This is a genomic window from Vibrio sp. 10N.286.52.F8 (assembly GCF_041468745.1).
GTDB classification, from domain to species: Bacteria; Pseudomonadota; Gammaproteobacteria; order Enterobacterales; family Vibrionaceae; genus Vibrio; species Vibrio crassostreae_C.
In genome coordinates this window covers 44,127-58,367 of record NZ_JBFRJF010000029.1, presented here as the reverse complement: position 1 = coordinate 58,367, position 14,241 = coordinate 44,127, and the positions used below count along the sequence as shown (strand labels likewise).

The following is a 14,241-nucleotide window of genomic DNA, read 5'->3' as shown; positions in this document are numbered from 1 at the left end:
ATTTTCTAATTGAGGTAACATTTAGATAGATTTGCCAAAAATATTCGACATAAATCACGTTTTTATCATGTCATTGGGCGTAGTTTATTTATAAAAAGGTGCATAAAAAGGTGCGTACAAAGGGCTTAACACTCCGTTTGATATAAATCCGTACCTATCTTTACTTCCAAACTTCCAAACTTCCAAACTTCCAAACTTCCAACATATTTATATTTTATAGAAGCTAACACTGTTAAGGAAAATTTCAAATATGGACAACAAATCTGAAATCGAACCAAGTAATGATAAAGCGACAAAGTCAGGTGCACCAAAATTACCAGAATTTGAAATAAAAGATTATTCAAAAATCCCTCAACGAACACACAAATATCCTGCATCTGAACGTGCAAAAAAAATTGTTCGAGATTCTATGGCTATTGACAGCCTTTTTTCCGGTCTTTGGCCCTCTCAATGGTCTTCACCTGAAGCACCAGAATTCCATGATGAAATGGACAAGTGCAAAGCCGCTGGATTCAAGGTACTAGCAGCATGTCCTTCCGCAGACTCGTTAGATGCCTCGGTTGAAGGCATTATGAAAGGCGCTCAGTTCTACCTGAGCAAAATGAAAGAACGCCCAGACGACTATATGATGATCCGCACTACCAAAGATATTGATGAAGCGGTAAAACAAAACAAATTGGGTATTTACTTCACTCACCAAGGTACTCAAATATTTGGTGGTGATGTTGATCGCGTAGGACTATGGCGTGAGATGGGCTATGGTTACTGTTTATTGGCATATAATCAACGTAATGATGTGGGTGATGGCTGCTTCGAAATTGAGAACCGTGGTCTAACTGAATATGGAAAAAAACTTGTCGACGCTTATAACCGATACGGTATGCCTGTTGATGTAAGCCATACTGGCGAACGAACCTCCTTAGATGCGATTGAACGCAGTAGCCAACCTGTCATTTCTTCGCATTCAGGTGCGAAAGCCATTGCCGATTATCAGAGAAGCCTTTCTGACGCTGTGATTAAAGGTGTTGCGGCAACCGGTGGGGTTTGCTCAATAAATATGGTGGCTGCCTTTATGGATACATCTAACCCAGATATATTGACGACTGAACAATTATTTCGACATATTGATTATATGGTCAACTTAGTCGGTATAGACCACGTTGGCTTCGGTTCAGACTATATCCCGAACATCAATTTTACAGCGTCTATTATTCAAACACCAATGGGGCAGAACGTATTCCCTGATGGTGGCTATAGTGCCGCTGTAGGAGCAAAAGGGTTTCCTACCCCAGCACCATATCAAATTGTTGCAGCTCTAATTGATACCATGCTTGAAAATGGATACTCAGAAGAAGACTGCAGCAAGTTCTTAGGTGGCAACATGTACCGAGTATTTGATCAAGTCTGGGTATAAGAAGTTTATTAAATTTACTCAATAATTAGCACTTCTAACATCTCGTTTAGAAGTGCTTTTTTAATCGCTTCGAATGAGACTGCAGTTTATGACTGCTCCTAACTTGTTATTGTCCAATTTCGTGCTAGTAGGTACCAGAATCTTCCGTGATTGTTAAGTTCGATGAAGGGATAAAACCTTCAAATCAATCTAAGTATGTTTTGAAAATGTGATTAAAAAGGCTGAATCAATAAACTGATCAGCCTCTATCGATTTATTCCATTAAAGGTAACGACTTCTCAAATGATCTTTGAAGTATTGCGCATTCAAGGTTTCACCTGTTGCACCTTTCACCAAATCATCAGTAGTAAGCAGGCTGCCTTTGCTCCAAATGTTCGATTCTAACCAATTGAAGATAGGGGATAGGTCACCGCTTTCAATCACTGAGTTCACATCCACTGTTTTCTTCATTGAAGCCATGAACTGAGCCGCGTACATCGCACCTAATGTGTAAGGTGGGAAGTAACCGAATGCGCCGTCCGTCCAGTGGAGAATGTGACCTGCATTTTAAGGTAGTTGCGGCTGTCCAAATTCTTGCTAACGGGGCGACTGATCTGCACCAGTGATACTGGACACTCGACACTCGACACTCGACACTCGACTAAGCGAGTTGCCCTACTTCTGTTAATTCATGACTTACTAAATTAGATAAAACGCAACTCGGAAATGTCCAGAACCTTCACAGATGGCACTTCGTAACTCAGAAGTGCCTCTTTTCTAGTTAGAACCAAAGCTACCCTTCAGCCATAATTGTGACTTTTGACTTACAATACTTGTACTATGCTTTTTTCAGCTTGGTTCTACTTACACAGCAAGCTTTGCAAGTAGAAACCTTCAATGTAGTTGGGCGTTTTATCTACAGATAACGACTTCTCAAATGGTCTTTGAAGTATTGCGCATTCAAGGTTTCGCCCGTTGCACCTTTCACCAAGTCATCAGTGGTCAGCAGGCTGCCTTTGCTCCAAATGTTTGATTCTAACCAAGTGAAGATAGGGGATAGGTCACCGCTTTCAATCACAGAGTTTATATCTACCGTTTTCTTCATTGAAGCCATGAACTGCGCCGCGTACATCGCACCTAATGTGTACGATGGGAAGTAACCAAATGCGCCGTCTGTCCAGTGGATGTCTTGCATACAGCCGTTAGTGAAGTTGCCTTGAGTGCTTAAACCAAGGTAAGACTGCATCTTGGTATTCCATAACTCTGGCACGTCAGTGTGTTTGATCTTGCCGTTGATCAAGTCACGCTCAATCTCGTAACGCAGGATAACGTGTGCAGGGTAGGTGAGTTCATCAGCATCGACACGGATGAAGTCTTTCTTCACGCGCGTGTAGATCTTCTGGAAGTTTTCTTTCTCAAATTCTGAGCCTGAGAATTGCTGACCAGCCAAGTTCGCTAAGTGTCCAATGAACGGGTCGCTGCGGCCGACTTGCATCTCGAAGAATAAAGATTGAGATTCATGAATGCCCATAGAACGAGCTTCGCCCGCTGGTTGGCCTGCTAGGTGTTTTGGTAAGCCCTGTTCGTAACGCGCGTGCCCTGTTTCATGCACAATACCCATTAAGCTTTGAACGAATTCTGCTTCGTCATAGCGCGTTGTGATGCGTACGTCTGAAGGTACGCCACCACAGAATGGGTGAACACTTTCATCCAATCGGCCATGTTCGAAATCGAACTGAAGCAGCTTCATGACTTCTAAACCAAGAGCTTTCTGTTTCTCGGTCGAATAGATGCCAGATGGTGCGTTAAATTGCTCGCTCGATTGCTTTTCGATCACTTCATCAATCAAGCTTGGTAGCCAGGTTTTAACGTCTGCAAACAAGATATCAAGCGAAGCAGAGCTAGTGCCCGGTTCATAGATATCCAGCATCGCATCATAAGGCGTTAAATTAGCTGCGTCGGCGCGGATCTGAGCTTCTTCACGAGATAGCTCAACCACTTCACGCCAGTTCTTTTCGAATCCAACCCAGTCGTTGTTACCACGTTGGCTACGCCATGCATGTTCACACTTTGAACCTGCTAGAGATTTCGCTTCAACCAGCTTTTCTGGAAGTAGGTTAGCTTGTTGCCATTGGCGTTTAATTTCACGAAGTGACGATTGTTGCTCAGTGTTCAGCGCTTCATTTTCAGCGTCTGCAATCCAATCGCCAAGCTGTGGTTGAGTCATTAAGCCGTGAATATGAACAGAAAGCTCGGCCATCGCTTCACTACGAGCTTGGTTACCACCTGCTGGCATCATTGAAGCTTGGTCCCAACCACAAATAGAAGCTAGGTGTTGAAAGCGTGAACATTTTTGAGAGTGTTCGACTAGTTTTTTGAATGCGCTCATTTGACTACTCTTAATTTGGTTTCTTTAAATGATCCTTAGGGCTGCGTCAGCGTTAAGGTTCATCTCGTGTACTTTGATTATGGCTTTGCTTTTTAATGACGCCGACCTTCGCAGTCGAAGATATAGCGAGAAAAGCATGAGGCGGTACGATGCCTTGAATTTACTATTTCTTAACAAATCAAACTGTTCTATTGTGCACAAAATCAGTGAGTTGTATAGCTGGTGGCAATTGTTGCTTGCGAATTGTTCAGATACACGGTATTGATGATAGATCGCTGAACAAAAATGACAATGATATGGATATTTTGAACTTTGAGGCATTTCTAATTGCCATCACTATTTTAACGCTAACGCCGGGCTTAGATACGGCTTTGGTGATTCGCAATACTAGCCGCTCTGGCTTAGCTGACGGTTGTATGACGAGCTTTGGTATTTGTAGCGGCTTGTATGTACACGCGTTTTTCTCTGCTGTGGGTATATCTGCAATCCTCGCCCAATCCGCTGAACTCTTTCAAGCCGTTAAGATGGTAGGTGCGGTTTACCTCATCTGGCTTGGCTTAAGCAGTTTGCGAGCATTAATGAAAAACGGTGGCGGTTTAAAGGTCGGAGAACAAGCTCAGCAGGCATACAGTGCAAAGCGTTCTTTGCGTGAAGGCTTTCTGTCTAACGTTCTTAACCCAAAAACAGCAGTTTTCTATCTGGCCTTTTTACCTCAATTTGTAAACCCTGAAGGTTCGCCTTTATTGCAATCTATGTTGATGGCTTCGGTACACTTTATGATTGCGATGGTATGGCAATGTGGTTTGGCTGGCGCGCTTAACTCGGCTAAAAATTTGCTCAAAAACGCGAGTTTTATGAAGTGGATGGAAGGCGTGACGGGCATGGTGCTGGTTGGGCTGGGTGTTAAGCTTCTGATGGAAGAGCCTGTGTAGTTCACCGTTTTCAGTTGAACATGAATATATGAAAGCCCACGATGTGTCGTGGGCTTTGTGCTTTATTACTGGTAGATCTTTGTACCGATCTTATTCTACAGCGCAGTTATTCAACGACGCTAATGTTCATCTCAGCACCTTCGAAACCTAAGTCACTCAACTCATCGGCGTTAAAGTTGGTGGTAACTTCGATGTCGCCAATGCGCTCAGTAGATTCGTTGACGGAATCAGTACTTCTTTTGCTGCGTAGATTGTTAGTAATTGGTGTTGCTTGTCCAATTTCGATAGTACCTGCAAATTGAGATTCAGCGTAGAAATCTCCAGACACGTAAGAGTGGAAGGGGCGTAAGCTTCCGCCAGTCGCGTATTGCATGCTTGATAAGCCAGCTTCTTTAATCGCCCAGCCCCAATCCCACCATTTAGTTTCACCTGGGATGTAACGGTGATCCCATTGGTAGCGAATGTCGGCAGATTCACTGCTGCCACGGCCCATGGTGAAGGTATGAGCCTTGTACGGGCGGTTATCTGGATGAGAGTGCCACGCGTTGCCACCCCAACGAAGGAAGCCGTTGAATTCAACATCGTAGCTAATATCGGCGTTGAATCGGTACGGGTAAGAGATGCTTGAACGATACAGCTCAACTCGAATCGGTAGCTCCGAATTCGCAGGAACCATAGGACGAGCTTGAAGTGTTACTTGTTCGCTAGTGGAGTTGCCATTTGTTTCAGCGAAGCTTTGGTTAGCCTCGAACTTAACGGTGAGCTTAGTTTCGCCAACCAAAGGCCACTTGAAGGTGTTCTCTGTTTGAACGCTCTGTGAGAATCCGTAGCTGTTCGTTTTCGACCAGTTTGTTGATTCGTCTACTTTTAGGTCTACCACCACTTGTTGCGCGATCTTGCTGTTGTTTCTTGCCGTCGCGTAAACCGTTTTCACTAGTTCACGATCCGACTCGACAACATCACCATGCCAAAAGTTGTCGTCGTTAACGGTGTAGGCAAAATTGTCGACGGTGATTTTGGTTTTTTCATCACAGCGATAGCCGCTACAAGAGCCATTGTTATTTCCTTGTATTACCCAACTGTTGCCAGAGCGCTTTATCGTCATGTCTTCGCCCACGTACTGACTGTTATTACCGCCAACCCAAGCGTAACCTAGGTTATGGGCTAAGTAGCTTAATGGGCGTACAAAGTCGTTACGGTTGTTCACTAATTCATACTGAACATCGATTTCGCTGCCTTCCTGAACCGATTTGGCGGAATAGTTAGGGATTTCAGATTGGTCGTTGTTTGGGTAACAGAACGTTGACCCACTGCTTGATTGCTTAATTTCGCCATGATAACCCGGCCCCATGATTACCCAGTTTCCTTTTAACCCGGTGATCTGCCAAGTGCCCATGCGAGCGACCAAAGTACTCTTCTGCTCTTCTGCTTCATAACGGTCTATAGGACGATAACCAGAGCGACAGACATCTTCACCAAGTTGGTCAAACACTATTTGGTCTGGGTAAATCTTCGCATTTACACCGGTTGATAGAACAGACAACACTGCGGTTGCTAAGAGACTTCTGTTTACTGTGATCATTAACAATTCCCTCATTTGTAATTTTTCTATTTTGATAATGTTTTGTGTGCCGTGCAGTTAACAAGACAAGTTCACTTTTTCATGTTGATAAATAGATAGATACTGAAAAGGGTTGAATTAAATTACCCAGTTAATTCAATGGCTTGTATTGTCATTAGTGTTTTTACGGTGAAAGAGTATGCAACTGAACGTAAATTGTTTGATGGGGCTCAAACCGTTTTTAGAAAAATGAAGGCCCATTATTCGGGCTTAGACGTCAAAATTATTTGACGTTATTTTTGGCGTTTGTATGAATGGTTAATTAGAAGAACAGGTATAACCATTCACAATACTCGTAGTTTTAAGGTGGGCAGGTAGTGAGTGACAAAGAGTAAAAATCTAACTTGAATATTTTGCTTTGCTATCGGTTTTAAAATGCAAACACTTAAAGTAAGGAAGACTGTAATAATTGTATTACTGATAAAATAATGAAAATAACCATCCGTTTTTTATGTGTAATATCGGAAAAGCTTGCTACTTGATAATAGGGCACTTTTTGCTAGTGGTTAAACTATCTCTAATTATCGTTTGGCCAGAAGTTGCGTTCGGCCTGTATTACACGTTTTAATGATGGCAAATAAATCATTCGAACTTAAGATATCAATCTTTACAGTTAATGGGTCATTGTTGATTAACAGGTAAGGCGCCAATCGGCTGTCATTCATTGTTTTATTTATTTTTTGCACAGAGACTAAGTCAATGGTGCCAGAAATAGAAAAGAAAAGTGATTGAGAAGGACGGGCTGTTCCTCTGAATCGCAGAACAAGTGGGTCGGGCATGTTGTCGTCTTGAACGGACATCAGGTGCAGCACCTTGTTGTTACTTATTTTCGTTAATCCGTCGGTACGTAATACATTGTCATTCACTATCAGGTCCACCACGCTATGTTGGTAGCGATGCTCTTCTTTTGGTTGGGGCGAAGGGATACTCCATATGCCAACCAATAAAACGAATGCAGAAATGAGCGCAACGATTGGCATCATAATTGACCTCTTTCTAGGAATAGGGCCAGTTCGGTACTGGCTTGATCTAGTTGGGTTGGCGTGTAAAAGATGTTGACGGACTGGCGTGTGGCTTTGTTCAGAATAGAGAGCTCAGAATATTCCGCTTCTTCGCTAATGTACGCCACGCAATCACATTGATACTGATAGAGAATGCTTTCTAGCTCTGGCGTCATCGCCATTTCAGGGGCTTGGAAAACTTGTATTTGACCTATCCATTGCTCGCTGAGCCGGTTAACGGGGTTGATATCGCTGAGGTTTCTCTCATTAACCTTAGCAAAAGCCAATAACGCTGATGCCAACAGTAAGCAGCCAGTGGTGAAGTAGCACAACTTGTTTCGGTTTTCAGCAGTGGGAAAGTAAGCCGACGAACTTTGTTTAGGGTTAGGCTTAGGTTCGACTGCAACAGCTGCACCGATAGCAATACCGTTATTGCCGACGGGTATCAGGTTGCTCGCATCAGCAAGGGGAGTTGTGGCTGCATTATTGATGGGGGAGTCGATTACCACGCACTCATCGATAAGGCGATAGCCCACCTTAGGAACGGTGACGATTGGGGTTTCTTTGATGCCTAATCTAACGAACCCTTGGCGCAGTAAACTTATACTTTTCGCTAGTGACGTATCCCCTATGAACTCGTTTCCCCAAGCGAAGCTAATAATATCTTGTTTGTTAACAATATCGGGTGAGTTTTTATGTAATAACTCCAGGACCCGAGTTTCACGGTATCCTACTTTAATAGAACGTTCATCGTTATAAATACGGTTTTTAATCGGGTCGAATCTGATCATATAGCCAACGTTTTATTTTTATTATAATTCTCTCTACAATGTAGATGACTATAAACTGACTAATATATGAATTAAAGTCACATGTTTTATTCTTCTGGTTTTTTGTGTCGTTGAAACGAAAAGAAATTTAATATGTTTGTTACAAAACGCCTGACACCTACGCACAATCTGTTAAATATAAGTAATATCTAATTAAGTGTTGGTTTTATTAGTGTTCTTTTTAGTAGTCTTCTATCTTCTTTATTAAATCGCATAGTGGTCGATTTAATATTCTTGCTATTTATAAGGGCATATGTGCTGCATAATAATTTAAGACGTTTCGCTATGTGATGAAAATAAAAAAGCCCGCAGTTGAATGCGGGCTTGGTATTCAATCACTTCAGTTTACGCTTTAACTGCTTCACAATCATTTGAAGACGTCAACGGTTTGAAGAATAGCTTGGTTTCTTCGATAACAACGTGGCGCAGCAAGATAAGCCCGATTAGGTTCGGAATTGCCATTAGGCCGTTCACGATATCAGCCATTATCCAGATCATGTCGAGCTTTAAGAATGCACCAGAAGCCACCAACGCAATGAAGATGATCTTGTAAGGCAATACAGCTTTGGTACCTAGCAAGAACACAACACAGCGCTCACCGTAGTAGTTCCAACCTAAAATTGTTGTAAACGCAAAGAAGATTAAGCCAACAGAAACCAACATAGGGCCAAGGGTATCTGCATTCAGACCAACAGCGAATGCGTGAGTGGTCATCGCAGCGCCTGAAAGATCAGTCTGCCAAGCACCCGTTAAGATAAGCGCCAAACCTGTCATCGTACAGATGATGATGGTGTCGAAGAAGGTACCTGTCATAGAGACAAGTCCTTGTTTCACACATGAGTCTGTTTTAGCCGCTGCTGCAGCCATTGGTGCGCTACCTAGGCCAGATTCGTTCGAGAACACACCACGAGCGATACCTGATTGGATAGCAAGCATGATGCTCGCGCCAAAGAAACCACCGGTTGCTGCTGTGTTGGTAAACGCAGAAGTCACAACAAGGGTAATGGCATTCAGTAGTTGGTCGGCATTTGAAATCAGAACGCTTAAACACGCGACGACGTACATAACCGCCATAGTAGGAACAACTTTCCCTGCCACTTTAGCGATAGATTGGATACCACCAAGGGTAACCACTGCCACTAATATCGTAAGAACGACAGCAGACATCTCACGCGAAGCGCCAAATGAGATTTGAGTTGCGTCCAAGATAGCGTTGACTTGTGGGAAGGTACCGATACCGAAGCAAGCAACGCCGAGCGCGAAGACAGCGAACATTACCGCTAAGATTCGTGAGCCGACACCGTATTGCAGGTAGTACATTGGGCCGCCAACCATTTCGCCATTGCTATCGGTTCTGCGGTATTTAACGGCGAGTAGACATTCTGCGTACTTGGTCGCCATACCAAATACAGCGGCAAGCCACATCCAGAATAGGGCACCAGGGCCACCAATCTTGATTGCGGTCGCTACACCAACGATGTTACCTGTACCAATGGTTGCTGAAAGTGCAGTACACAAAGCCGCGAAACTCGATACGTCACCCGTACCAGATTTGTCTTTGCTGAACACCATTTTCAGTGCAGTTGGGAGGTGTCTAAACTGGAGTAAGCCTAAGCGAAAAGTAAAGTAGATACCTGTACCCACTAGCAGAATAAGCAGTGGTGGTCCCCAAACGAATTGGTTGATGGTTTGTAGTGTAGCTTGTAGGTGGTTCATAGATTCCCCTTAATAAATTAAAAATTTAAGGAGAAGAGGGAAGGCAGTGCAGATCTCAGGGATCGGGCGCACTACTTAATACATACGGATTTCTAGATAGAATTCTTGTGTTAATTAAGGCTGTTGCTTTCCACTCCTCTGTCCTTTTGCCTGAGAGTTTCACTTAGCGAATCACTTATAGATAAGTAACGGGCACTAAGCTTGCTCCTTCGGCGACCGATCTAACGGTTCTCTCCAGAGGTTCCTCCAACGACAGTCCTCACTTTTCTGGATTTCTCCAGCATAAAGCACCTGAAAGATTTACTTCTTCGGCGGGTCAATCTAACTAAATGTTAATGTTTAGTTAAAAACCACTCTCCTGCAGTCTTCATCGGAACAATTACCTAAATAATTAGGTAATCTGTAGGCGTATCCTAGATCATATAAAATGTGATGTCAGCTACAAAATATCTGTTTGCACAAATGTTGTTCAACTAAATGATCAAACAACGAGTCTCTGACGTAACTTGCTTATTTAAATGGTATAAAATAGAGAAACAAGGAGGAGTTATGACTCGACTAATAGCGATTGTTTTTTTATTGGCTTTGGCATTTGTACTATTTCGTTACCGGACAAACGAAAAACTGCAAAAATGGGTAGTGATAGTTATCGTTAGCAGTTTCCTTTTGTATACTGCCAGCTTGATGATTTCGGAGTTAACTCGTTAAGCCTGCCTGTAAACAGGTGGGATGAATGTGTTAGTAAAGCTTAAGTGCTTCTGGCTTGAGCGATAGGTTTAACTGAGCCTTCACAATCAGTATTGGCATTCGTGTCAGTGACCGCGTAACGTTAAATAAATTTTTGGGAGTACCCGCTAGTGAACCAGCAATCTGGACAAAGCGAACAAGATGAAGTGGTTGTTATAGAAGAACGCGATAAGCGCAGTCAGCTCTATATCGGCATTGCTGCGGTTATAGGTTTAGCACTGGGTGGCTTAATTGGTTCTACAGTTACGGCTTCTAAGTGGGAGTCCACTTATCAGGTACTCGAAACTCGTTATCAAGAACTGCATGACAGCAGAGCACAGTTGATGACATCCGTTGAAACTAAAGTGGCAAAAGTTGATACCGAAATCGATGCGAAAGTAGAAGCCGCTCTAGTGAAACAAACGGAAGAGCATCAAAAAGAGCTCCAGGAATTAGCGAAGCAGTCTTCGGTTTTAGAGAAGGCGAACTACTCGTTAGAGCAACAGCTAAATGAACAGAAGCAAACGTTAGAGCAAACTCAGCAAGACAACCAGAAACTTAATCGTCAGGCTGACATGCAATCGACTTTGTTTGAGCGTGCGCGTGAAGTTTTCCGAAAAGAATTACAGATTTCTCAAGAACTTGAAAAACTTGAGAAAGAAAGAGATCAACTCGAGCAGAATCTTGGTTCTCTTAAGAAAGCGTGTGATGTTTACTTAGATGGCACATCATGGGATGCGAAATCTGACGCGTGTGAGAAGCAAGATAACGCTAACTCTCGACTGAGTGATATAAGACAAATGATTGAAGTCCACACCATGGACCTCAAACAGATCAAAACTCTCACTGAAGAGATGGGTCTATAAGCCGAAGGCTTTACCAACCTAACGTTAGTTTTGCACTAAATATTGAAACGCCCACATCACACACGTGATGTGGGCGTTTTGCGTTTGTCGAGAGCATAGATCCGGTGCTTTCTCATTATTGATTATTTGCGTGTTTTCATTGTTTGCTTAGATATTTGTGAATAGTTACGTATATCCACAATGATATGTTACTTGTTGTCTATTAAATGACTTTGCATACATATTTTCAGCTCAGAGTCGCTGCATAATAGTGTTGTTCAGGATGAACACGCAGTCGATTGCTAGCTCGCATTTGGCTGCTTTGACGACAAGGGATGGAGTGATGCCAGAGTATCTTTGTGAGAACTGCACCATAGCTTATTGTTTCGATGATTGTCGCTCGCCATTAGCGCAAAAAGAGATGATCAAAGTAGAAGAGTTGGTTCGTCGTGTCGATGTTGAACACGATGATGAACAGAGTGAAAAGGGTGAAAAGAGTGAGCAGGGCATTGAAGGTAGTTATTCGCCTAATCGTTCAGACATAAAAAATCCCCACAAGCCAAGCTGGTAGGGATTTTGGATAAGTTGCAGTCCTGTTCTCGCTTTCTCAAGCAAAGGGTCTTACAAAAATTTTTAGAACAGTTTCGTTTTTAGAGCTGTGTCGTTTCTTAGAATGCAGTTAGCTACTAGAGCAAAACCTCATTCCACTAAACGTTATTTCTCATACGTTTTGATTTCGCCTGATTTCACACGAGCAACAAACGATTGCAGTTCTTTCTTCACAACTGGCATCAAGAAGTACAGACCAAGAATGTTGAAGATAGACATCGCAAAGATAGCCGCATCAGAGAAGTCGATTACCGCACCAAATTGAATCGTGGCACCAATAACAACAAACACACAGAACATCACTTTGAAAATCAGCTCCGTTGTTTTGCCTTCACCAAATAGGTAAGTCCAAGCTTTAAGACCGTAGTACGACCAAGAAATCATCGTCGAGAACGCAAACATGATTACTGCGAGAGCGAGTGTGTATTTGAATACTTCTGCCGTTTCAGTAAACGATGCAGCAGTCAGCGTTACACCCGTTAAACCAGAGCCATCGAATGGACCTACGTTTAAACCAGCGATAGTGATAACCAATGCGGTCATTGTACAAATGATTACCGTATCAACGAACGGTTCTAATAGTGATACTAGACCTTCGGTGATTGGTTCTTTTGTTTTAACCGCTGAGTGAGCGATAGCTGCTGAACCTACACCTGCTTCGTTCGAGAATGTTGCACGTTTCAAGCCTTGAATTAGCGCACCAATAAATCCACCAACAACACCTTCACCAGTAAATGCACCTGTAAAGATTGCGCTGAACGCAGGGCCAACTTGATCAAGGTTAGAACCGATGACAATCAGAGCCATACCGATATACAGAGCAGCCATCCAAGGAACAACTTTTTCTGTTACCGATGCGATAGAAGGCATACCACCAACAATCACAGAGAAAACTAAAGAGGCAAGTACAAGGCCAGTGATCACACCGTATTCACTTGGTACATCAAATGCGTAAGTTAACATGGCGTGTGCTTGGTTAGCTTGGAACATGTTACCGCCGCCCAATGCGCCTAAAATACACATTAATGCGAAACCAATAGCGAGCACTTTACCTAGTCCACCTAAACCTCTTTCACCCAGGCCTTGGCTTAGGTAGTACATTGGACCGCCCGAAACAACACCTGAAGGTAGGATAGTTCGGTATTTCACACCTAAAGTACACTCACAGAACTTAGAAGCCATACCCAGAAGGCCACACAAGATCATCCAGAATGTCGCGCCAGGACCACCAATCGCAAGTGCAGCACCTACACCGGCAATGTTACCAAGCCCGACAGTACCAGAAAGCGCCGTTGTTAACGCTTGAAAGTGAGAAACCTCGCCGTCCTCTTTAGAGTTAGGATCGGTATACTTACCTTTGATAATGTCTATCGCCATGCCGACACGTTTAAATTGAACAAAGCCAAAATAAACAGTGAAGATGATCGCAGCGAGCAACAGCCAGCCAACAATCACTGGGAAGTTAGCTTCACCAATCGGTACACTTTTAAATATCAGCCCAACGAACCAACCTGTGTATTCGTTGAAAAAACCATCAACACTTTGACTTAAGTTGCTGATAGCTTGGTTAAATGATCCTTCTTCTGCAAATGCACTGGAACTAAACAATAATATAAACCCAAAAAATAATTCACGTATGTTTTTCATGGTTGTCCCTGTCTTTTTAATAAATTATGTTTGTTGCTGTTGTGTTTGTTTTCTATTTGATTTGTATATTTCAGCGGTATATCTACTTCATTCGACGGCAACATAAACGGCTGTAGCTAGGTCGAAAAACGAAATAAATATAAGTACTGATCTTGCTTTATATGGATATCCTTTTGGTATGTGCACCAATAAGACTATGGTATTCGGACTACCAAGTCCTACTGGCAATCCTATACATAAAAATAATGCCAACAAAGAAATTTTTACAATAAATTTACAATTGTTCGGGTTTTGTCATCATTTGGGAATAAGTCGATGCTTTTTATGCTGAGAAAAGCATATGCAGTAGCTGCTATAGAGTCGGGTGAAGGAGAATTCAGAGTGATGGGCTGGAGGGACATAGAGGGCGCGTAGGGGATTTCGAGTATTCGATATGTTTTCGAGGTGTATAAACATTCGAAGGCTGAAGGTGTCTTTGGATCTGAGGATATTAAAAAAGCCCTTTATCAGAGCTTTTATGTTCTAGCGGAAA

At 42.8% G+C, this 14,241-nt stretch carries 10 protein-coding genes, 1 pseudogene and 1 riboswitch; of the genes and pseudogenes, 4 read left to right on the top strand and 7 right to left on the bottom strand.

Annotation, left to right across the window (positions count from 1 at the left end):
• The first annotated feature begins 250 nt into the window (after nucleotides 1-250).
• Entirely contained in the window at nucleotides 251-1,414 is a 1,164-nt protein-coding gene (locus tag AB4133_RS14875) for a dipeptidase (protein WP_017029485.1), read from the top strand.
• A 261-nt stretch (nucleotides 1,415-1,675) separates the two neighbouring features.
• On the opposite strand, the pseudogene AB4133_RS14870 reads toward AB4133_RS14875, so the two are convergent.
• Nucleotides 1,676-1,945, bottom strand: a pseudogene (locus AB4133_RS14870) (carboxypeptidase M32); the annotation flags it as partial.
• 364 nt (nucleotides 1,946-2,309) lie between these two features.
• On the bottom strand, nucleotides 2,310-3,782 hold the full coding sequence (locus AB4133_RS14865) for a carboxypeptidase M32 (protein ID WP_372224895.1): 1,473 nt from the start codon (nucleotides 3,780-3,782) through the stop codon (nucleotides 2,310-2,312).
• Between the two features lie 296 nt (nucleotides 3,783-4,078).
• Between AB4133_RS14865 and AB4133_RS14860 the strand changes: the two genes are divergently transcribed.
• The gene (locus tag AB4133_RS14860) at nucleotides 4,079-4,714 is read left to right on the top strand and encodes a LysE family translocator (protein ID WP_017058961.1); all 636 of its coding nucleotides are present in this window, start codon (nucleotides 4,079-4,081) and stop codon (nucleotides 4,712-4,714) included.
• 106 nt (nucleotides 4,715-4,820) lie between these two features.
• Here AB4133_RS14860 and AB4133_RS14855 read toward each other — a convergent pair whose 3' ends face one another.
• The 4 genes from AB4133_RS14855 to AB4133_RS14840 all read right to left on the bottom strand — a co-directional run bounded on the left by AB4133_RS14855 (nucleotide 4,821) and on the right by AB4133_RS14840 (nucleotide 9,882).
• A complete protein-coding gene (locus AB4133_RS14855; protein ID WP_017058960.1) occupies nucleotides 4,821-6,296 on the bottom strand; it encodes an aerolysin family beta-barrel pore-forming toxin in 1,476 nt (491 codons plus the stop codon).
• 560 nt (nucleotides 6,297-6,856) lie between these two features.
• Complete coding sequence (locus tag AB4133_RS14850) at nucleotides 6,857-7,318, bottom strand: hypothetical protein (protein ID WP_017059728.1); 462 nt, start codon at nucleotides 7,316-7,318, stop codon at nucleotides 6,857-6,859.
• Entirely contained in the window at nucleotides 7,315-8,127 is an 813-nt protein-coding gene (locus AB4133_RS14845; RefSeq protein ID WP_017066273.1) for a winged helix-turn-helix domain-containing protein, read from the bottom strand. The genes AB4133_RS14850 and AB4133_RS14845 overlap by 4 nt, the downstream gene beginning before the upstream one ends.
• 384 nt (nucleotides 8,128-8,511) lie before the next feature.
• Nucleotides 8,512-9,882: a sodium:alanine symporter family protein gene (locus tag AB4133_RS14840; protein ID WP_017059726.1), complete on the bottom strand. Its 1,371-nt coding sequence runs from the start codon at nucleotides 9,880-9,882 to the stop codon at nucleotides 8,512-8,514.
• Nucleotides 9,883-10,010: 128 nt separating this feature from the next.
• Nucleotides 10,011-10,130: riboswitch (glycine riboswitch) on the bottom strand.
• A gap of 609 nt (nucleotides 10,131-10,739) precedes the next feature.
• On the opposite strand from AB4133_RS14840, the gene AB4133_RS14835 reads away from it, so the two are divergent.
• Both AB4133_RS14835 and AB4133_RS14830 read left to right on the top strand, forming a co-directional pair.
• Nucleotides 10,740-11,474 carry a chromosome segregation ATPase gene (locus tag AB4133_RS14835; protein ID WP_017059725.1) on the top strand — a complete coding sequence of 245 codons (735 nt, stop codon included), beginning with the start codon at nucleotides 10,740-10,742 and terminating at the stop codon, nucleotides 11,472-11,474.
• Between the two features lie 322 nt (nucleotides 11,475-11,796).
• The gene (locus tag AB4133_RS14830) at nucleotides 11,797-12,024 is read left to right on the top strand and encodes a hypothetical protein (protein ID WP_065584878.1); all 228 of its coding nucleotides are present in this window, start codon (nucleotides 11,797-11,799) and stop codon (nucleotides 12,022-12,024) included.
• A gap of 143 nt (nucleotides 12,025-12,167) precedes the next feature.
• On the opposite strand, the gene AB4133_RS14825 is transcribed toward AB4133_RS14830, so the two are convergent.
• Complete coding sequence (locus AB4133_RS14825) at nucleotides 12,168-13,709, bottom strand: sodium:alanine symporter family protein (protein WP_017059723.1); 1,542 nt, start codon at nucleotides 13,707-13,709, stop codon at nucleotides 12,168-12,170.
• Nucleotides 13,710-14,241 lie beyond the last annotated feature (532 nt).

Coding starts and splice junctions, on each gene's coding strand:
- AB4133_RS14875 (WP_017029485.1), top strand. CDS start 251: ATGGACAACAAATCTGAAATCGAACCAAGTAATGATAAAGCGACAAAG.
- AB4133_RS14865 (WP_372224895.1), bottom strand. CDS start 3,782: ATGAGCGCATTCAAAAAACTAGTCGAACACTCTCAAAAATGTTCACGC.
- AB4133_RS14860 (WP_017058961.1), top strand. CDS start 4,079: ATGGATATTTTGAACTTTGAGGCATTTCTAATTGCCATCACTATTTTA.
- AB4133_RS14855 (WP_017058960.1), bottom strand. CDS start 6,296: ATGATCACAGTAAACAGAAGTCTCTTAGCAACCGCAGTGTTGTCTGTT.
- AB4133_RS14850 (WP_017059728.1), bottom strand. CDS start 7,318: ATGATGCCAATCGTTGCGCTCATTTCTGCATTCGTTTTATTGGTTGGC.
- AB4133_RS14845 (WP_017066273.1), bottom strand. CDS start 8,127: ATGATCAGATTCGACCCGATTAAAAACCGTATTTATAACGATGAACGT.
- AB4133_RS14840 (WP_017059726.1), bottom strand. CDS start 9,882: ATGAACCACCTACAAGCTACACTACAAACCATCAACCAATTCGTTTGG.
- AB4133_RS14830 (WP_065584878.1), top strand. CDS start 11,797: ATGCCAGAGTATCTTTGTGAGAACTGCACCATAGCTTATTGTTTCGAT.
- AB4133_RS14825 (WP_017059723.1), bottom strand. CDS start 13,709: ATGAAAAACATACGTGAATTATTTTTTGGGTTTATATTATTGTTTAGT.